The following is a 17,756-nucleotide window of genomic DNA, read 5'->3' on the forward strand; positions in this document are numbered from 1 at the left end:
AAGGCGACAGGCCGGAGGAGGGCTAAATCGTTCAAATGTCTTCAGTTTGATGCAGCATCTTTTCCACCACAGTCCCCCGGATCTTACGTCCCTGTGTCCTGTACGACGACGGCGCCGGCTCCCGCGAGTTCGGTCACCGAGACGTGGCTTGGCTGACCAGCTTCCTCGATGAGTTTCAGGGCGGATTCAGCTTCGGGGACGTGAACGTGAACGCGCCAGCGGTAGCCTTCCTCAACTTCGGTAACCGCACTCATGATCACTGAGTCTCCTACCTCGTCGAGATGAAGCCGGAGGGTGGCGGCATCGAGCGGGCTGAGGTTGATGGTGCACATCACTTCGACCCCTTCGGCCGGCATACCGTTATGGATGTGCGGTGCCTGAACGTCATAACCGTGCAGGCCGTCGATCAACTCGTCCTGCAGCTCTTCACCGAGGGAGGCGGCCCGGAGCGCGTCCATGATGAGGAGGAAACCCACTCCCCCTGCGTCAACTACCTTGGCTTCCCGCAGCGCACCGAGTTGACTCTCAGTTTGGACAACGGCTTCCAGTGCGGCTTCAACGGCTCCCTGTAGCGTCATGGCAAGGGCGTGGTTGCTGTCATCACCGTTGTGCGCCTGGTCCACCGTGGCGGCTCCAACGGCCGCAGCTTCCAGGACGGACAACATGGTTCCTGGCACGGGGTCGCTGAGGGCAGACCAGCTGCGGATCTGTGCCCGGTTGAGCGCCGCGGCCAGAAGGGGGCCCGACAGGCGGTTGGCTCCATGCATTGGCTCGGAAATTGCTGCCAAGAATACGGCGAAGAGGGTTCCTGAGTTGCCGCGGGCGTCTTCCATGGCGGCTTGCCCTGCCACTTTCAGCAGGTCCCCGAGGTCATGGGTCTCGAGGTCGTGGATGGCGCGTGCCGCTGCACGGACAGTGAGATACAGGTTCGTGCCGGTGTCGCCGTCCGCTACGGGGAAGATGTTGATCGCGTTCAGGCGGTCACTGTGGTTACCGAGGGACTCTTCAGCCTTGCTCAACCATCGCTTCATCGCAGACGCGTTAGCGGTGATTTTAGTCTGCAAAGTGATCCCATCCCACGTTGTCTGGCGACTGCGACCCGATGGTCACTCCATTGGACCCGGCCACTACCGAGCCTACCGCAGCGAACCCGGGAGGGGTCATAACAATAGGGTTAATGGTGGCTACCAACCCGTGATCCTCCCCTCCTCCAAGCACCCACTCGACTGGGTCCACACCGAGCAGGCGGCCCGCGCTGGCGAGTGGTTTCGCCAACCGCCGCAGGGCCGCCGGGTCCAGGCGGATTTCCATTCCGCTGGCCGTGGCAAGGCGGTTGGCATCTTTCACGAGGCCATCAGAAATATCCAGCATTGCCGTCGCGCCGGCCTGGGCAGCCGCCGGTCCCGCAGCCAGCGGAGGCACCGGCCGGCACTGGGAACGGACAAGTTCGAGGTGTTCCGCTTCGAGCGAACCATGCGCATGGGCAGACTCTAAAAGTGCGAGCCCGGCTGCGGCACGCCCCACGGTCCCAGCGAGTACGACGACGTCCCCGTGCTGCGCCCCCGAGCGCAGCACGGGCGCTCGTCCGTCCAGGGAACCGGTGACTGCTGCGGTCACGGAGAGTTGCTGTCCGGCACCCAGGTCACCCCCAATCACCGAGCACCCCGACGCCCCGAGTTCCCTGATGGCAGCGGTGAGGCCGTCAGCGAACTCCTCGACCCACTGCACCTCTGTACTCCCCGGAAGGGTGAGGCTGACCGTAAGGGAGGTTGCCCGCCCACCCATGGCATTGATGTCGCTGAGGTTCTGGGCGGCAGCCTTCCACCCGACGTCGTACCCTGTGGTGCGGTACCCGCTCGGCCACTGCAGCCGGAAATCCATGTCCTGGACCTGGGTGTCAATTGACACCACTACCCTGCCGTCAGGGACCGCAAGCACGGCGGCGTCATCGCCGGGCCCAACGAGGACTCCGGGCCCATGCGGCGCTCCGCCCTGGAGCCGGGGAAGGATGCGTTCGAGCAGTGCGGGCTCGCTCAGTTCAGCGACTGTGAGTGGCATGGTCCAACCGTACTTCGCGGGTACGACGAATCAGGTTCACCTGTGGATATTCGACTCAGTTCAGCAGGGAGAGGTGCAGGTAGAGCACGGCAAACACCGACAGGGTCCAACTGGCAAGGCTTCCCACTAAAAATTCCTCGGCCTTGGACCCCGATCCCTTGTCTTCCGCGATCTCCGGAAACCGGACGATTCCCTTTGCAGCCGCAAGTGCGGCGATGATTGCCGGTGCCCCGCTGAACGCGAGCACGACGATGAGCAGGCGTTCGAGCGGTCCGATGAGCCGCCCACCTTTCAAGGCAGGGCCCGACGACGCCGGCTCCCCCGTCCGGATACTCGCCACCCGGGTGCCACGAATGAACAGCTCCCACCTGTTTCGGCTATGAGCCTGCTCCAGGTCACCCGAAATCGGTGCCTCGCCCATGGCAGCCGCCGCATCAGCCTCCTGGTGTGACCGGCCAAGTGCAGCGAGCGTGATGATGTTCGAACTGCGGGTGAGGAACACCCCGACTGCAACGGCTGCCATCACCGTTGCGAGGGGAATTGCCCGTGCCGCATCAAGCGCAATCAGCGAATAGGCGTCGACGAGGAAGCCTGATGCCGTGGACCCCGTCCGGTCATAGGCAGTAATCCCGACCAAGGTGACGAACAGGACCACCACCGGCCATAGCCGGGGATTCTTGCCCCGCCGGGTAGAACCGGAAGGCCGGGACATCGCCATAATCCAGCCGACAGCGAGCAGCACGCTTCCGGCAACCGCCCACCAGTGCGCTCCGAGGCCGAAGACGGCCAGCAGTGATACCCCGACGAGGACAACCCCGCGCCCTGCCAACGGATGAACGCGCCTGGCACCACCGATCAGGTCACTGAGGCCAATCATGAGGAGGAGGATCGAGCTAACCATTGGCCTGCCCCTTCACCAGTTCATGATGGGCGGCTATGAGGGCCGACCCGCCGGAGCGCCTGAGCCGTTGCGACACTGCTGGCTGCGTGATGTCCTCCAGCCGGGCAAGCTCCGTCTGGTTCCTGCCGAGCAGTGCACCGGCGGTGAGCCGCCTGTCCCGGGGGCTCATGGAGTTGATCTTCTCATCACGCAGCAGCAGATAGGCGTTGACGATGGGCGCGTCCCCTCGGTCTGAAACGAACCACGTTCTCAGGTACGGATCGCTGCGCTGCTCCCTCCGGTGTGACTCCTCGATAGCCGCGCGCGCCCTCCACCAGGCCGAGCCGTCCTGGATAGCCCCATCCGGTCCTTCGTCTATGTCGTCTGTGGAGCCGTGGCCAAGCCCGAACCGGCAGTCGACATCCTCGGGCAGGAGCAGGCGAGCTATGGCCGTGGCCAGCAGCGCGTCGGCGATGGTGGAAAAGGTTGCCTGGAACTCATCCCCTGCAGTCGGCCAGAGCGAGCGGCGAAAACTGTAAGTCTCCTCTGCCACATCGAAGGCCTGCCGGATGGATTGCTGAACCGATTTCCGGTCTGTAGCTTTACGTGAACCCACGATGTCCACGATGAGAGCGATGATTGATGACGCCATTTGATAAGCCTACAGCTTATAGAGGCTCGCATATAAGTGGTACGGATCGTCGGCTGTGTGTCTTGAGGTTCGCAGATGGAGGGTCCGCGCTCAGCCCTGCGCTCCTGCTTCATCCAGATCCGCAGTTTCGACGTATTCTCCCAAGGATCCCTCATCGAGGGCTGCGGCAATTTCGGCGATAGCAGCCTCGTCCTTGAGCACAATCGACTGGCCGTCCGGAGAGGTGCCTACGCCCAGATTCGGCAGGGTGAAGAACCGGACATCGTCGCTGCGGATTCTCGCCAGGCTGATACCGAGTGCGCCGGCGGCGGTGGCATCAAACTCCTCGTCGACCCGCAGATAGGGCGAAATCTCATGCACGACGTTGCTCATCTTCATCGGATTGGTGAGGGTGCTGGTGCTCAGGAATTCAGACATGAGGCCCTTGACGAAGAGTTGCTGGTTGCGTACACGCTGGTAGTCGCCGTCAGCGAAGGCGTAGCGCTCGCGGACAAACTTGAGCGCAGATTCGCCGTCGAGCGTTATGGGTCCCTGTTCGAAAAACTCACCCTCGATGCCTTCCGACTGAAAAGCGATCGGGTTGTCGACGGTCACTCCGCCGAGGGCATCAGTGAGGCCCTTGAAGCCTTCGAAGTCGACGATCATCACGTGGTCGATAGGCGCGTCAAACATTGCCTCAACTGTCTGCACCACCAGTGGCACACCACCGAAGGACACTGCGGCGTTGATCTTGTGCATGCCCTGGCCGGGGATCTCGGTCCAGGTGTCCCGCATGATCGACATGACGTAGATGTTCTGCCGGTCCTTGGGTATGTGCATGAGCATCATGGTGTCGGAGCGTGACCCTTCCGGCGTCTGCGGCAGGTCCGATTGTTCGGCGGCCTCGCTGGCACGTGCGTCGCTTCCCATGAGCAAGATGTTCATGGCACCGTCCGCAGCAGCCGGGCGGGTAGGTCGAGCGGACTCTTCAGGGAACGCAGACTCGATCGTTGTGGTACGGGAGTTGAACGTTGTGGCAAGGCTGAAGATGTAACCGGCAGCGACAAGCGCCCCCACGACGAGCAAGGCCAGAAGCACCAGTAGCGTAGTGCGGACCGGGTGCTTCCTCTTCTTCGGAGCGCGCGGGGCGTCGTCGTCGTAGTAGTTCTGCGTGGTCAATCCACGGCTCCTATCGCAATTGTCAGTAATATGCAATAGTACCGAGCGACGTAGGGAAATAGCTGGATACTGCGGCTTGCCTTAGTAACCATAAGCGAATGGCTTATATAAGTGAACAAATAAGCTAAGAGGTTATACAGGAGTCATTCAGTCCGCAGATCGATGAAGCACGAAGATCCCGCCATAAGCCTGCTGGCCTGCGCGCTCGGCATCGGTTCCTGTGTATTCGTGAATGACCTGTTGAATTCGCTCGTTGAACTCCGACGCTTCCTCGTCAGACAGGTGAAGCATGAACCGCGACAGTCCCCTCAACGCGTTGGGGCCTGCTTCGCGTAGTTCCTCCTGGAACGCCTCGACCGGCGCCAGGGGCCCCTCAGCCCCAGCCTCATCCAACGCCGTGTCGAGCGCCCAGGAGCGGCCCGTCGAGCGGTACGGCTTCTCGAGTGCCCCGCTTTCACCCGTCCTGACCGCGGCAGGTTCCAGAAAACCCGCGGCCAGCAGTTGGCGCACGTGGTAAAGCACCGTGCCGGGATCCTGGTTCAGCCGGTCGGCCAGCTGTTTGTTGGTCAGCTCCTTCAGGCCGCACAAGCGGATGATGCGCAAACGAAGCGGATGCGCGAGCGCCTTTATCTCCCGGGCATCGGCAGCCGGGCGTCCGCCGTCGTCACATGAACTCATACCGCAATTCTATGGTGATCAGAAACTTTATCAATCGCCTTGAACTTTCTCAATCACTGTGTCATGGTTCACACATGAAGAGCGATGCCGCGAAAGTGGACCAGAAGCTGCGCGCGCCGCTCGGCGCCCCTTATTGGAAGCTCTGGGCCGCATCGGGCCTGTCGAACCTGGCGGACGGCGTCTTCAAGATCGCGCTGCCCCTCCTTGCAATCCAGTTCACCCAGTCCCCCACCCTCATTGCCGGGTTGTCCTTCGCGGGAACGCTCCCCTGGCTGCTCTTCGCCCTGACCGCCGGTGCGCTGGCCGACCGGCTGGACCGGCGATGGCTCATGTTGTTCGCAAACATTACGCGCGCAATTATCCCGGCCATGCTGATAGCCGTCATCCTGCTGGACCTTGGCTCCATCTGGGCCCTCTACGTCGTGGCACTCCTCGTGGGTGTTGCCGAAACCCTGTACGACACCTCGGCGCAGTCGATGATGCCGCAGGTGGTGCATCGCGACCAGCTCTCCCGCGCCAACGGCCGGCTCTACGCTGTCGAACTCACCACCAACCAGTTCATCGGGCCGCCGCTTGGAGGATTCCTGGTTGCGGCCGGCGTCGTCGCGGGCTTCGCGGTCCCAGCGGCCCTGTGGTTGGCGGCTGTCGGTGCACTGTTCCTGGTGCGCGGGAGTTTCCGGATTGAACGGGAGCAGAAGACCAGCCTCAGGTACGACATCGCCGAGGGGCTCCGCTTCCTCTGGAACCAGAAGATCCTGCGCACCCTGGCCGTCATGACCGGCACGTTCAACTTCGCTTCCAGTGCGGCGTTCGCTGTCTTCGTGCTCTTTGCCGTGGGGCCGGCGTCGGTCATGAAGCTGACGGAAGTCGGGTTCGGGATCCTCCTGACTGCGTCGGCGGCCGGCGCGTTCCTCGGTTCCTTCATGGCGGAGTGGGCGGAAGCCATGCTCGGGCGGTCCAAGGCGCTGGCGTTGACCATGGTCGGTGGCGCGTTATTTGTCGGAGCTCCCGCGCTGACGGATAACCCGTTCATCCTGGGTGCCGCGTTCTTCGTGGGCGGGATATTGATCGTCCTCTGGAATGTGATCACCGTATCCCTGCGGCAGCGCATCACGCCCAACCGGTTGCTTGGACGGGTGAACAGCGCCTACCGGCTCCTGGCCTGGGGAACCATGCCGCTCGGAGCAGCTGCCGGCGGTTTGTTGGCGCAGTGGTTGGGATTGCAGGCCATGTTCGGCATCATGGGTGTGCTGACGCTCGCGCTGCTCGGGCTCATGCCCATCCTCACCGACAAGGCCATTGATGCAGCCGACGTCGAATCCTGACCTAGGATCACACCCTCATGGGAAGGTCAGGCATGGCAACTGAATCTGACGTCCGCGGCATCTGCCTTGCCCTGCCCGGCGTGACCGAGCGCCAAAGCTGGAGCCAGCCAGCCTGGTTCGCGAAGACGCTGATGGCCAGAATGTGGGAGCCTGCGGTCCTGACCGTAAAAACCATGGAACGGGAAGCACTGGCCGGGACCAGCCCGGAAACCTTCTTCTGGACACCGCATCACGAAAAGTCACCCCAACTGATCCTTGTCCGTCTTGCCCGAGTCGGTGTTGACGAGCTGAGCGAGCTGCTCGAGGAATCATTCCTGCTGGCCGGCGGGCGGCTGCGGCCGGGGGCCTACGACGTCGAATCCTGACGTTAGGCTTGAGGCATGCCTTCGAACCTGCGTACCCTGCTGCGTGCTGCCATCCCGGGCGCCCTGCTGGTTGCGTCGCTGAGCGCCTGCTCCCCCATCGTGAACGTGAATGCGGCACCGGACGCCGTCAATCCCGACTGCGCGGAAGTGATGATCAGACTGCCTGAGACGGTAGCCGAGCACACCCTTCGTGAGACAAACAGCCAGGCGACCGCAGCCTGGGGTGATCCGTCCATGGTGGTGCTGCGTTGTGGAGTTGAACTTCCCGCTCCCACCACGGACCCCTGCGCTTCGGTGAACGACGTCGACTGGGTCATCCGGGAGTCCACCGAGACCGACGTGTGGACCGCCGTCACCTACGGCCGGACCCCCGCGATCGAGGTGCTCTTCGACCCGAACAAGGTCGCGTCAAGCACCGTACTCGTCGATCTCGGTGGGGCAGTTACCCAGATCGAGCAGACAGAAGAATGCCTGAGCCTCGAGGACACAGTCGAGCTGCCCAGCGACAGCTAAGCTGGGCACGATGAAAACCACCGACTCCACTCCTGTTTCAGGCACCCAGTACACGCTCGAGCACGGTCCGTACACGGCGTCCATCGCCAGCGTCGGCGCCTCGGTGCGCTACCTTCGCCATAACAACCGCGACCTGGTTGTTCCCTACGACGCCCACGAGCTTCGACCGTCCTACCGCGGCGCGGTCCTCGTTCCCTGGCCTAACCGGGTGGTTGACGGCAAGTACAGCTTCAGGGGCAAGGACTACCAGTTGGCCCTCACCGAACCCCAGCGCACGCACGCGCTTCACGGCCTGCTCGGTTGGGTGGACTGGTCCCTGGTGGATCAGGACGCCTCTTCGGTGCGGTTGTCCGCCACGATCGTCCCCCAGATGGGCTACCCATTCCGGCTTGAGGTCGAGGTGCTCTACAGCGTCAGCGACACCGGGCTGTCCACCACCATAACCGCCGTCAATCCCGGACCGGAAGCGGCACCGTACGGCGCCTCTGCGCACCCATACCTGGTTGCTGGGGAGGGCCTCGTTGACGACTGGACGCTGCACGTCCCGGCGTCGTCAGTGCTGCTGGTGACCGAAGACAGGCTGATTCCCACGGAACTCACTGATCTGGCGCAGGCACCGGACCTCGACTTCCGTGAGCCCCGCGTCATCGCTGACGCGTTCGCGGACCACGCCTACACCGGCCTTGAGTACGACGACGGCGGCACCGCCACCGTTTCGGTGCTCGCCGCCGACGGGCATGGGGCTGCGATCACCTTCGACGCGACCTGCCCCTGGGTCCAGATCCACACGGCCGACAAACCGAACCCTGCTGTTTCACGCCTGGGTCTCGCTGCTGAACCTATGACCTGCCCGCCGGATGCCTTCAATTCCGGCACGGACCTCCTTGTGTTGGAGCCTGGGGAGACCCATTCGGTCGGCTGGCGGATTCACGCGCTCTAAGCTGGGAACTCTCTGAACTCGCCTATGATCTCGCTATGATGCTGCATCAGGAGGAAGTTGACGGGGTACCTGTGTTCTGGGTTGACGCTTCAGGACCGCTGAATGCCGCTCTGGTGTTCAGGGTGGGCGCACGGGATGAGACCTTCATGACTGCGGGTATCACCCACCTTGCCGAACACCTCATCATGGCCGAAGCGTCCGATGGCCGGGATGCAACCAACGCGTTCGTCGAGCCCACCTGGACCGTGTTCACCACCGAAGGCAGGCCCGAGGCCGTGACCGCATTCCTTGCCGCGGTGTGCGAGTCAATCAGTAATCCGCCAATGCGTCGGCTCCCTGTTGAGAAGAAGGTTATCGAAGCTGAGGGCGGAGCCGTCGTGGACCCCGCCGTCTCCCAGCACCTGCGCCGCCGATTCGGGGTGCGTTCGCTTGGACTGTGCGACGTGGCGCCTCATTCCCTGCACGCCATCGATGAGCCCACTGTGCGTGCGTACCTTGGCGAGTTTTTCACTCGTCAGAACGCCGTCCTCGTCCTGAGCGGCCCTCCGCCAGAGGAGTTGCGCTTGAATTTGCCGGAAGGACGCCGCCGGATTCCCCAGCCGGCGGTCCGCATTCCACTGCCCTATCCCATGTGGTTTGAGCACACCGGCCCGCAGCTGAGCATTTCGCTCGACCTGCCCAGATTGAGCGACGTTGACGTGGAAGCTGCACTCATTCTGGGTGTTCTCCTACGCTCACGGATCATGGATGAATTACGCCATGCCGAGGGCTGGATCTACGAGGTCGGGATTGAGCCTATTCTCGATCTCGACCACCGCGGCGTGTTGTGCTTACTGGCTGACCCGCCTCATCACCACATCGAGGACGCCAGGCTGGGGCTGATACGGATCCTGCGGTCCATGCGCGACGACGGACCTACCGTTGCCGAACTGGCGTCCGCCGTCAAGGACCTGGAGGAGTATCTCGAGGATCCACGCAACGCTGCCGACGAGGCCTTCGGGACCGCACGGAGCTTCCTGCTGGACGAGCCGGTTATCGTTCGATCAGAGAAAATGGACCTCCTGCGCCGGGTAACGCCGCAAACTTGCCAGTACGTTCTGTCCCTCCTTGATGAATCGCTGGTCTTCGGCGTGCCCGTCGGGTTCCAACCCGAGGATCCGGCGCTATGTCCGGAAAGCGCCAGGGACTATCCGTTGATCACCGGCGAGAGCTTCCGGCGCGGTGTGCTAGGTGCGGTTGGCGGTGTCCCCAGAGGTGCGAAGCTGGTGGTTGGCGACGACGGTTTCAGCATGAGCGACGGTGTCTACACCTCCATTCTCTGGAAGGACGTCGTCGCTTTCGAGGAGACCGCAGACGGAGCGATCGCAGTGACCTCTGCGGACGGACTGACCATGGAGATCAGCGCAGCCTGGTTCGCCAAGGGGAAACGGGCAGTCCAGCTCATCCGCGCCAAAGTCCCCGAGAGCGCTCAACTACCCGCCCCTGAAGAACCCGCACATCAGCAATAGCGCGCGGTTGAACTCCGGAGGATGAACTCGGGTCGGAACATGACCGACTGGGGGCCGTCGTCGTCGATAACTCCGCGAATGGCCGCGGCAACAATCGCTTGCTCGTCCCAACCGAAGGTGGTCAGTTCCGGACTCACGAGCGGCGCAAGCTCACTGTCATCGAATCCGAGGATCGACAACTGGCCCGGGATCGAGAGCCCCAGTGAGCGCGCCGCGCTGTAAGCGCCGAACGCAAGGGAATCGCCCAGGCAGAGCAACGCCGTCGGGCGGTCGGCTCGCTTCAGCAGGGAAGCCGCCGCCTCGGAGGAACCGCTGACCGATGACCGCGAGGACTCCACCGCCACCGTCAGCCCCAGCTCGGCCCCGAGCTTTTCCACCAGCAGCTGCGCCGGGCGACCGGGGGTGGAGGGCAACGACGGCGCCAGGAGCCCTATGGATGTGTGGTTCAGTTCCGCGAGGTGCCGCAGGGCAGTCCCGATGCCATAATCATTGTCGAACAGCACGGTCTGGGCAGAGGGCCTGTGCGCCAGTGCATCACCGACGGAGATCAGGCGGATCCGCTCCGGGACATCGGCCCAGTACTCAGCCGATGGGTCCACCGGCAGCACGATGGCGGCATCCAGGCGCCGCGGATCCAGGCTTTCCAGGATTGTCTGCTCGCGTTCGGGCGACGTGTCGACGTCGGCTATCGCAGAGAACATCCCGCGGTCGCGAAGAGCTTCGGACAGCATGACCGCGAGCCCCTGGCGCCACATATCCCCGAGCGACCCGACGATCGCAACGTTTCCGGTCAGTCCCCCCGCAAGCGCGCGGGCGATAGGGTCAGCGGACCAGCCCATTTCCTCAGCGATGGCCCGCACGCGCGCCACCGTCTTCTCAGATCCCCGAAGCCCCCGCAAGGCATAGGAGGTGGCCGCCTTCGACAGTCCCGCAGCCTCGGCGATGTCGCGGAGGGTAGGCCGTTTGGACTCAGTCATCATTGACCACGCATTCAGGAGGGACTAGCGGAGCCCGGTCTTGCGGTCCAGCGCAAGTGCAATCAGCTCGTCAATCAATTCGGTGTACGTCAGCCCGGACTTTGCCCACATCTGCGGGTACATGCTGATCGGCGTGAAGCCGGGCATGGTGTTGATCTCGTTGATGATGAGGTCGCCGGAAGGGGTGTAGAAAAAGTCCACCCTCGACAGTCCCTCCGTACCCAGCGCGTCAAAGGCCTTCGCCGCGAGCTCGCGGACACGGTCCGTGACATCAGGGGGAAGGTCGGCAGGGCAGCTCAACTCGGCGGCGCTGCCATCGACGTATTTCGCCTCGAAGTCATACCACTCGTGATCACCGGGCTGCACGGCGATCTCGCCCGGCAGGCTGGTCCGGGGATCCTCCGTGCCACGGCCTTGAAGTACCGCAACTTCGATCTCACGGCCCACGATGCCCGCTTCGACGATTACTTTGGGATCAAACTCCCGCGCAACCTCCACAGCGGTCTCCAGCTCCGCCGGGGAGATCGCCCGGGAGATACCCATCGAGGAACCCGCACGCGCGGGCTTCACGAAGACAGGGAAACCAAGGAGGGCTGCCCGCGCCAGGCAAGCCGACCGGTCGCGGGTCCACTCACGGTCGGTGAACACTTCGTAGGGACCAACCGACAGGCCAGCGGAGGCGAACACGACCTTCATGTAATGCTTGTCCATGCCGACGGCGGACGCCAGGACTCCCGCGCCAACGTAGCGGACATCGGCCATCTCGAGCATGCCCTGCAGCGTTCCGTCTTCACCGAACGGGCCGTGCAGCAGCGGCATGACCACATCAACCTCACCGAGGCTGCGTGGCATCTGGCCCATGGACGTCGCGACGAGTTCCTGGGCCTCTCCGCCGTCCGACGCCGTGGCGAGCACAACCGACTCGGCCGAGACCGGGACCTCGGGAAGCACCGACGAACGCAGAGACCACTGCGAGGGGTCCGAGGAAACCAACGACCACTGGCCGTTCTTCGCAATACCGACGGGAACGACGTCGTACTTGTCCTGGTCGATCGCATCCAGCACGCCCGCAGCGGTCACGCAGCTCACTGCATGCTCGCTCGACCGCCCTCCGAACAGCACGAGGACACGGGGTTTGGAGGATTCGGAGGGTGAAGTCACAGCTCGCCTTCGGATTTCAGATCGCGGGCCAGCAGGCGCGGGCCGAGGTCATGTACCGACAGGTTTCCCTGCAGCACTGCAACAACACTAGCCGTGATGGGCATGTCGACCCCGAGTTGGCGCGCCAGGTCCAGCACCGCCTGCGCGGACTTGATGCCCTCGGCGGTCTGGTTCATCTTCGCCGTCACTTCTTCGAGCGTCAGGCCCTGGCCCAGCAGCCGCCCGGCTGTGTGGTTCCGGGAAAGTGAGGACGAACAGGTGGCGATGAGGTCTCCCATGCCGGCGAGCCCCGCCATCGTCTCCGCGTCCGCGCCGAGCGCAACGGCCAGCCGGGTTGTTTCGGCGAGGCCGCGCGTGATGACCGAAGCCTTGGTGTTGTCACCCATCTGCTTGCCCTCGCAGATGCCAACAGCCAGGGCGATCACGTTCTTCACGATCCCGCCGATTTCCACGCCCACCACGTCGGTATTTGTATACGGCCGGAAATACGACGCAGTGCACGCCGCCGCAATCCACGTCGCCACCTCGGCGTCGGGGCACGCGACCACTGAAGCCGTAGGCTCCTGCCGCGCAATTTCCATGGCGAGGTTGGGGCCGGAGACGACGGCGATCCGCTCCTGAGGCAACCCAAGCTCAGCGGCAAGCACCTGGCTCATGCGGTCATCGGTGCCCACCTCAAGGCCCTTCATCAGCGACACGACAACGGAGTTCGGCGCGATGAGCGACTTCCATGCGCCGAGCTGTGACCGCAGTGACTGCGCGGGAACGGCGATGACCACCAGCTCAACGCCGTCGAGCACCTCCGCTACGTCGGTGGAAGCGGTGATATTGATGGGCAGCACAGTTTCGGCAAGGTACTGGCTGTTGGTCCTCCGGGTGTTGATTTCCCGGGCGATATCCTCCCGCCGCGCCCACAGACGCACCTGCGTGCCGTGGGGAACGCCGGCATCAGCAAGGACCTTCGCGAACGTGGTCCCCCAACTGCCTGCACCCAGGACGGCGACGACGGCGGGAGGCCGACGGGTCATTTCGCCTCACCTTCGGGCTTCTCGAAATTGCGGCCCGTGCCCTTCTGGTTCTTGGTGCTTGGGTCCCAGCGCTCGTTGGGCGGCGTATCGCCACGAAGCTCCCCCACCAGGTCTGTCAGGGCCGCCATGATGCGTTCGGTGGCAGCTTCCAGAGTGGTGCGGGTGATCGGGCCACCCTGGAAATCCGACAGGTCCACCGGCTTTCCCACCAGTACCCTGTTGGTTTTGCGCGGGAACAGATGCAGCCGCTTGGCGTAGCGCGGGAACACCTCGTGTGCACCCCAGTGGGCGATGGGAACTACGGGAGCGCCCGTTTGCAGTGCCAGCCTCGCCGCGCCAGTGCGTCCTTTCATGGGCCACATGTCTGGATCCCTGGTCAACGTGCCCTCGGGGTAAATGATAATTCCACCGCCACCCTGGATGGCTTCCCTGGCGACCTCGAGCGAGTGGTTGGCTCCCGCCGTCGTGCGCTCCACCGGCACCTGAAGCGTTGCTCTCAGTACGGCACCGAACACTGGCACCTTGAAGAGGGATGCCTTGGCGAGGAAGTGCGGCAGCACCCCGTTGTTGTAGAGAAAATGACCGATGACCACCGGATCGATCTCGGTGACGTGGTTGGGGCAGACAATGAAGCCGGTGTCCCGGGGGAGGTGCTCGGCACCACGCCATTTCTTGGCCATCATGACGTTCATGACAGGCCGGAGGATGGTCGCGAGCACCGCGAATGTGGCGCGGGAGGAGAGAGGTTCGGTCATGCTGGTAGCGTGCCGCGCCTAGCGGACGGTCCCTGTCGATTCGAGGTCGAAGTCCGCGCCGAGGCCCTCGAGCTTGTCCTGGAACCTCTCGTAGCCGCGGTTGATCAGTTCGATGCCGGTCACGCGGGACGTGCCATTGGCGGCCAGCGCTGCAATGAGATGGCTGAAGCCGCCGCGCAGGTCCGGAATGTCGATGTCTGCTCCACGGAGTTGGACCGGGCCGGAGATCACCGCCGAGTGGAGGAAATTTCGCTGGCCGAAACGACACGGGACGCTGCCGAGGCATTCGCGGTGGACCTGGATGTTGGCGCCCATACGAACCAGGGCATCGGTGAAGCCGAACCGGTTTTCATACACTGTCTCGTGGACGATCGAAACGCCTTCGGCCTGTGTGAGGGCAACCACGAGGGGCTGCTGCCAGTCAGTCATGAAGCCGGGGTGCACGTCCGTTTCGAGGACCAGCGGCGAGAGCTTGCCGCCTGGGTGGTAGAAGCGGATGCCGTCGTCGTTTACGTCGAACGCGCCACCGATCTTGCGGTAGGTGTTCAGGAAGGCGGTGAGGTCCAGCTGGCGCGCGCCCTCAACGTAGATGTCGCCCTTGGTGACCAGCGCGGCCGATGCCCACGACGCCGTTTCGTTGCGGTCCGAGATTGCCTTGTGGTTGAACCCGCCGAGTTCCTTGACTCCCTCGATGCGGATGGTACGGTCCGTCTGCACAGTAATGATGGCGCCCATCTTTTGGAGCACCGCGATGAGGTCCATGATTTCGGGCTCGACGGCGGCACCGCTCAGTTCAGTGATGCCTTCGGCACGGGTGGCAGTCAGGAGGACCTGCTCGGTAGCGCCAACACTGGGGTACGGCAGTTCAAGCTTTGCGCCGTGAAGGCCCTTAGGCGCGGAGATCGAGATGCCGCCCGGACGCTTGTCGACGACGGCGCCAAAGTTGCGGAGTACCTGCAGGTGGTAGTCGATCGGGCGGTCGCCGATTTTGCATCCGCCCAGGTCCGGGATGAATGCTTCGCCGATGCTGTGCATCAGGGGTCCGCAGAAAAGAATGGGGATGCGCGAATCGCCGGCGTGGGCGTCGATGTCCTTGGACGCGGCCATCTTGGCGTTGGCGGGATCCATGGTGAGGTCACCCGTTACGGGGTCCTTGGTCACCTCGACGCCGTGAAGCTTCAACAGGCTGGTGACAACGTCCACGTCCTTGATCTCAGGGACGTTCCGCAGTACCGACGGGGCATTTCCCAACAGGGTGGCAACCATGGCTTTCGGCACCAGGTTCTTGGCACCGCGAACGTTTACTTTGCCTGCGAGAGGGACACCACCACGGATTGTCAGAACGCTACCCATGAACACCTATTTCCTTAAACGTGTAAGCCCCCCGGCAGAAAAGACTCCTGCTAAGCATAGGAGCTACTGATACCAGACTGAAATACCAACATGGTCCTGTGGGGCCACAGCTCACCTGGCATGGGAGCCCTTGCGGCTCTCAACGCTGGTGTCAACGGCTGAGCCGCCGGCTAAATTCCAGCGCGCTGAGTGATCCTCATTGCATTTAGACACATGTTGCGTGTGCCTGCTGCCAGGGCGCGCAGTCAGGTCCGTATGGGAAGGGTGGTGGGCTTGTAGCCTGGCCGCCGGGTCTCGTACTCCGTGATGGTCTCTTCGTGGCGCAGGGTCAGCCCGATGTCGTCGAGTCCCTCGAGGAGGCGCCACCGGGTGTAGTCATCGATCTGGAACGGAGCGACGATCGAACCGCAGGTAACGAGCCGGGATTCGAGGTCCACCGTGACAGCGGTTCCCGGATGTGCCTCGATCTCCTTCCAGATCAACTCGATGTCATCCTGGGCAAGCTGCGCGGCAACCAGGCCCTGCTTTCCTGAGTTGCCGCGGAAGATATCCGCGAATCTGGAGGACAAGACCGCCCTGAAGCCGTAGTCCTTCAGTGCCCAGACCGCGTGCTCGCGGGAGGATCCGGTTCCGAAGTCGGGGCCGGCCACCAGTACCGAGCCACGGCTGTACGGCTCCTGGTTGAGGATGAAGTTCTCGTCCTTCCGCCATCCGGCGAAAAGGGCGTCCTCGAAGCCCGTGCGGGTGATCCGCTTCAGGTAGACGGCGGGGATGATCTGGTCGGTGTCCACGTTGCTCTGCCGAAGCGGGACGCCGATTCCTGTGTGGGTGGTGATTTTTTCCATGGTGGGCTCCTGTTCGGGCTATCGGATCAGCAACTAGGCTGCGTGGTTGGCGGCGGCGCCGGAGGCGGACAGCGCGTCGGCCGGCGGGACGGGATCAAGGTCCGACGGCGAGCTGAGGGTGCCGCGAACCGCCGTCGCCGCCGCGACTACGGGAGAGACGAGGTGGGTGCGCCCGCCCTTCCCCTGGCGGCCTTCGAAGTTGCGGTTCGACGTCGAAGCGCACCGCTCCCCCGGCGCCAACTGATCAGGGTTCATTCCAAGGCACATGGAACACCCGGCAAAGCGCCATTCCGCGCCGAAGTCCTTGAATACCTGGTCCAGCCCCTCCGCCTCGGCCTCAAGGCGCACCCGCGCGGATCCGGGCACCACCATCATGCGGATGTTCGGGTCTTTCTGCCGTCCGCGGATAATGTCCGCTGCCAGGCGGAGGTCCTCTACGCGGCTGTTGGTGCAGGAACCCAGAAAGACCGTGTCCACCCGGACGTCCTTCATGGGTGTGCCTGCTTCGAGGTCCATGTATTCAAGCGCCCGCCGGCAGGCTGCCTTCTCGTTCTCGTCGGCGAAGTCATCGGGCGAGGGCACAGCCTGGCTGAGCGAAACACCCTGGCCGGGGTTAGTTCCCCACGTGACGAATGGCTCCAACTCATCGGCATTGAGGAAGACCTCGGCGTCGAACACGGCGTCATCGTCAGTGCGAAGGGTGCGCCAGTTCTCGACGGCGGCATCCCAGTCTGCGCCTTCGGGCGCGTGGGCGCGGCCCTTGAGGAACTCGAACGTGGTTTCGTCGGGAGCGACCATTCCCGCCCGGGCGCCGGCTTCGATGGACATGTTGCAGATGGTCATGCGGGCGTCCATGGACAGCGACCGGATGGCAGAGCCACGGTACTCCAGCACGTAGCCCTGACCACCACCCGTGCCGATCTTGGCGATCACGGCAAGGATGATGTCCTTCGAGGTGACGCCCGGCTTCAGCGTGCCCTCCACGTTGATGGCCATGGTCTTGAATGCGTTGAGCGAGAGCGTCTGGGTGGCCATGACGTGCTCCACCTCGGAGGTGCCGATTCCCATTGCAAGCGCGCCGAAGGCTCCGTGCGTGGACGTATGGGAATCTCCGCAGACCACTGTGAGACCCGGCTGGGTGAGCCCGAGCTGAGGACCGATGATGTGGACGATACCCTGCTGCGCATCGCCCAGGGAGTGCAGCCTGACACCGAATTCCTTGCAGTTGGCGCGCAGCGTCTCGATTTGTGTGCGGCTGGTGAGGTCGGCAATGGGCTTGTCGATGTCGATGGTCGGGGTGTTGTGGTCCTCCGTGGCGATCGTCAGGTCCGGACGGCGGAGCTTTCGCCCGGTCAGGCGCAGCCCTTCGAAAGCCTGCGGTGAGGTGACCTCATGAACGAGGTGAAGGTCGATGTACAGCAGGTCCGGCTGGGCCTGACCTGCCACAACCTCACCTTTGCGCACAATATGCGATTCCCAGACTTTTTCTGCGAGCGTCTTGCCCATGGCCGGTTCCTCCGCGTGCCTTTGAATGATCTTGTCTCAACTAGAACAGGGGCG

At 63.4% G+C, this 17,756-nt stretch carries 18 protein-coding genes; 5 read left to right on the top strand and 13 right to left on the bottom strand.

Annotated elements, in window-relative coordinates; genetic code table 11:
• Nucleotides 1–83: 83 nt before the first annotated feature.
• The 6 genes from ACWA1U_RS13675 to ACWA1U_RS13700 all read right to left on the bottom strand — a co-directional run bounded on the left by ACWA1U_RS13675 (nt 84) and on the right by ACWA1U_RS13700 (nt 5,426).
• Entirely contained in the window at nt 84–1,031 is a 948-nt protein-coding gene (locus ACWA1U_RS13675) for a DAK2 domain-containing protein (RefSeq protein WP_463722710.1), read from the bottom strand.
• A gap of 22 nt (nt 1,032–1,053) precedes the next feature.
• Complete coding sequence (thiL, locus tag ACWA1U_RS13680; protein ID WP_463722711.1) at nt 1,054–2,058, bottom strand: thiamine-phosphate kinase; 1,005 nt, start codon at nt 2,056–2,058, stop codon at nt 1,054–1,056.
• A 55-nt stretch (nt 2,059–2,113) separates the two neighbouring features.
• Nucleotides 2,114–2,959 carry a hypothetical protein gene (locus ACWA1U_RS13685; RefSeq protein WP_463722712.1) on the bottom strand — a complete coding sequence of 282 codons (846 nt, stop codon included), beginning with the start codon at nt 2,957–2,959 and terminating at the stop codon, nt 2,114–2,116.
• Complete coding sequence (locus tag ACWA1U_RS13690; protein ID WP_463722713.1) at nt 2,952–3,590, bottom strand: SatD family protein; 639 nt, start codon at nt 3,588–3,590, stop codon at nt 2,952–2,954. The genes ACWA1U_RS13685 and ACWA1U_RS13690 overlap by 8 nt, the downstream gene beginning before the upstream one ends.
• A 90-nt stretch (nt 3,591–3,680) precedes the next feature.
• Nucleotides 3,681–4,748 (bottom strand): LCP family protein, encoded by a 1,068-nt coding sequence (locus ACWA1U_RS13695; RefSeq protein ID WP_463722714.1) that lies wholly within the window; start codon nt 4,746–4,748, stop codon nt 3,681–3,683.
• 147 nt (nt 4,749–4,895) lie between these two features.
• Complete coding sequence (locus tag ACWA1U_RS13700) at nt 4,896–5,426, bottom strand: ArsR/SmtB family transcription factor (RefSeq protein ID WP_463722715.1); 531 nt, start codon at nt 5,424–5,426, stop codon at nt 4,896–4,898.
• Between the two features lie 74 nt (nt 5,427–5,500).
• On the opposite strand from ACWA1U_RS13700, the gene ACWA1U_RS13705 reads away from it, so the two are divergent.
• The 5 genes from ACWA1U_RS13705 to ACWA1U_RS13725 are packed head-to-tail and all read left to right on the top strand — an operon-like array spanning nt 5,501 to nt 10,077.
• A complete protein-coding gene (locus ACWA1U_RS13705; protein ID WP_463722716.1) occupies nt 5,501–6,751 on the top strand; it encodes an MFS transporter in 1,251 nt (416 codons plus the stop codon).
• A gap of 32 nt (nt 6,752–6,783) precedes the next feature.
• The gene (locus tag ACWA1U_RS13710; protein WP_463722717.1) at nt 6,784–7,116 is read left to right on the top strand and encodes an MmcQ/YjbR family DNA-binding protein; all 333 of its coding nucleotides are present in this window, start codon (nt 6,784–6,786) and stop codon (nt 7,114–7,116) included.
• A gap of 15 nt (nt 7,117–7,131) precedes the next feature.
• Complete coding sequence (locus ACWA1U_RS13715; protein ID WP_463722718.1) at nt 7,132–7,629, top strand: DUF3515 domain-containing protein; 498 nt, start codon at nt 7,132–7,134, stop codon at nt 7,627–7,629.
• A gap of 10 nt (nt 7,630–7,639) precedes the next feature.
• Nucleotides 7,640–8,569: an aldose 1-epimerase family protein gene (locus ACWA1U_RS13720; RefSeq protein ID WP_463722719.1), complete on the top strand. Its 930-nt coding sequence runs from the start codon at nt 7,640–7,642 to the stop codon at nt 8,567–8,569.
• A gap of 35 nt (nt 8,570–8,604) precedes the next feature.
• On the top strand, nt 8,605–10,077 hold the full coding sequence (locus tag ACWA1U_RS13725; protein ID WP_463722720.1) for an insulinase family protein: 1,473 nt from the start codon (nt 8,605–8,607) through the stop codon (nt 10,075–10,077).
• On the opposite strand, the gene ACWA1U_RS13730 is transcribed toward ACWA1U_RS13725, so the two are convergent.
• The 7 genes from ACWA1U_RS13730 to leuC all read right to left on the bottom strand — a co-directional run bounded on the left by ACWA1U_RS13730 (nt 10,068) and on the right by leuC (nt 17,702).
• Nucleotides 10,068–11,057: a LacI family DNA-binding transcriptional regulator gene (locus tag ACWA1U_RS13730; protein WP_463722721.1), complete on the bottom strand. Its 990-nt coding sequence runs from the start codon at nt 11,055–11,057 to the stop codon at nt 10,068–10,070. The two genes, ACWA1U_RS13725 and ACWA1U_RS13730, sit on opposite strands and share 10 nt — an antisense overlap.
• 21 nt (nt 11,058–11,078) lie before the next feature.
• On the bottom strand, nt 11,079–12,230 hold the full coding sequence (locus tag ACWA1U_RS13735; protein WP_463725052.1) for a D-alanine--D-alanine ligase family protein: 1,152 nt from the start codon (nt 12,228–12,230) through the stop codon (nt 11,079–11,081).
• Complete coding sequence (locus ACWA1U_RS13740) at nt 12,212–13,243, bottom strand: NAD(P)H-dependent glycerol-3-phosphate dehydrogenase (RefSeq protein ID WP_463722722.1); 1,032 nt, start codon at nt 13,241–13,243, stop codon at nt 12,212–12,214. Before ACWA1U_RS13740 ends, ACWA1U_RS13735 begins: the two co-directional genes overlap by 19 nt.
• A complete protein-coding gene (locus tag ACWA1U_RS13745; protein ID WP_463722723.1) occupies nt 13,240–13,998 on the bottom strand; it encodes a lysophospholipid acyltransferase family protein in 759 nt (252 codons plus the stop codon). Before ACWA1U_RS13745 ends, ACWA1U_RS13740 begins: the two co-directional genes overlap by 4 nt.
• Before the next feature lie 18 nt (nt 13,999–14,016).
• Complete coding sequence (murA, locus tag ACWA1U_RS13750; protein WP_463722724.1) at nt 14,017–15,351, bottom strand: UDP-N-acetylglucosamine 1-carboxyvinyltransferase; 1,335 nt, start codon at nt 15,349–15,351, stop codon at nt 14,017–14,019.
• 245 nt (nt 15,352–15,596) lie between these two features.
• The gene (gene leuD, locus ACWA1U_RS13755) at nt 15,597–16,196 is read right to left on the bottom strand and encodes a 3-isopropylmalate dehydratase small subunit (protein WP_463722725.1); all 600 of its coding nucleotides are present in this window, start codon (nt 16,194–16,196) and stop codon (nt 15,597–15,599) included.
• Between the two features lie 33 nt (nt 16,197–16,229).
• A complete protein-coding gene (leuC, locus tag ACWA1U_RS13760; RefSeq protein WP_463722726.1) occupies nt 16,230–17,702 on the bottom strand; it encodes a 3-isopropylmalate dehydratase large subunit in 1,473 nt (490 codons plus the stop codon).
• Nucleotides 17,703–17,756: the final 54 nt, after the last annotated feature.

The sequence above is a fragment of the Arthrobacter sp. TRD_SC_6 genome (genome assembly GCF_055361185.1).

Coding starts and splice junctions, on each gene's coding strand:
- leuC (WP_463722726.1), bottom strand. CDS start 17,702: ATGGGCAAGACGCTCGCAGAAAAAGTCTGGGAATCGCATATTGTGCGC.
- ACWA1U_RS13685 (WP_463722712.1), bottom strand. CDS start 2,959: ATGGTTAGCTCGATCCTCCTCCTCATGATTGGCCTCAGTGACCTGATC.
- leuD (WP_463722725.1), bottom strand. CDS start 16,196: ATGGAAAAAATCACCACCCACACAGGAATCGGCGTCCCGCTTCGGCAG.
- murA (WP_463722724.1), bottom strand. CDS start 15,351: ATGGGTAGCGTTCTGACAATCCGTGGTGGTGTCCCTCTCGCAGGCAAA.
- thiL (WP_463722711.1), bottom strand. CDS start 2,058: ATGCCACTCACAGTCGCTGAACTGAGCGAGCCCGCACTGCTCGAACGC.
- ACWA1U_RS13715 (WP_463722718.1), top strand. CDS start 7,132: ATGCCTTCGAACCTGCGTACCCTGCTGCGTGCTGCCATCCCGGGCGCC.
- ACWA1U_RS13700 (WP_463722715.1), bottom strand. CDS start 5,426: ATGAGTTCATGTGACGACGGCGGACGCCCGGCTGCCGATGCCCGGGAG.
- ACWA1U_RS13730 (WP_463722721.1), bottom strand. CDS start 11,057: ATGATGACTGAGTCCAAACGGCCTACCCTCCGCGACATCGCCGAGGCT.
- ACWA1U_RS13740 (WP_463722722.1), bottom strand. CDS start 13,243: ATGACCCGTCGGCCTCCCGCCGTCGTCGCCGTCCTGGGTGCAGGCAGT.
- ACWA1U_RS13745 (WP_463722723.1), bottom strand. CDS start 13,998: ATGACCGAACCTCTCTCCTCCCGCGCCACATTCGCGGTGCTCGCGACC.
- ACWA1U_RS13720 (WP_463722719.1), top strand. CDS start 7,640: ATGAAAACCACCGACTCCACTCCTGTTTCAGGCACCCAGTACACGCTC.
- ACWA1U_RS13705 (WP_463722716.1), top strand. CDS start 5,501: ATGAAGAGCGATGCCGCGAAAGTGGACCAGAAGCTGCGCGCGCCGCTC.
- ACWA1U_RS13710 (WP_463722717.1), top strand. CDS start 6,784: ATGGCAACTGAATCTGACGTCCGCGGCATCTGCCTTGCCCTGCCCGGC.
- ACWA1U_RS13675 (WP_463722710.1), bottom strand. CDS start 1,031: ATGAAGCGATGGTTGAGCAAGGCTGAAGAGTCCCTCGGTAACCACAGT.
- ACWA1U_RS13690 (WP_463722713.1), bottom strand. CDS start 3,590: ATGGCGTCATCAATCATCGCTCTCATCGTGGACATCGTGGGTTCACGT.
- ACWA1U_RS13725 (WP_463722720.1), top strand. CDS start 8,605: ATGATGCTGCATCAGGAGGAAGTTGACGGGGTACCTGTGTTCTGGGTT.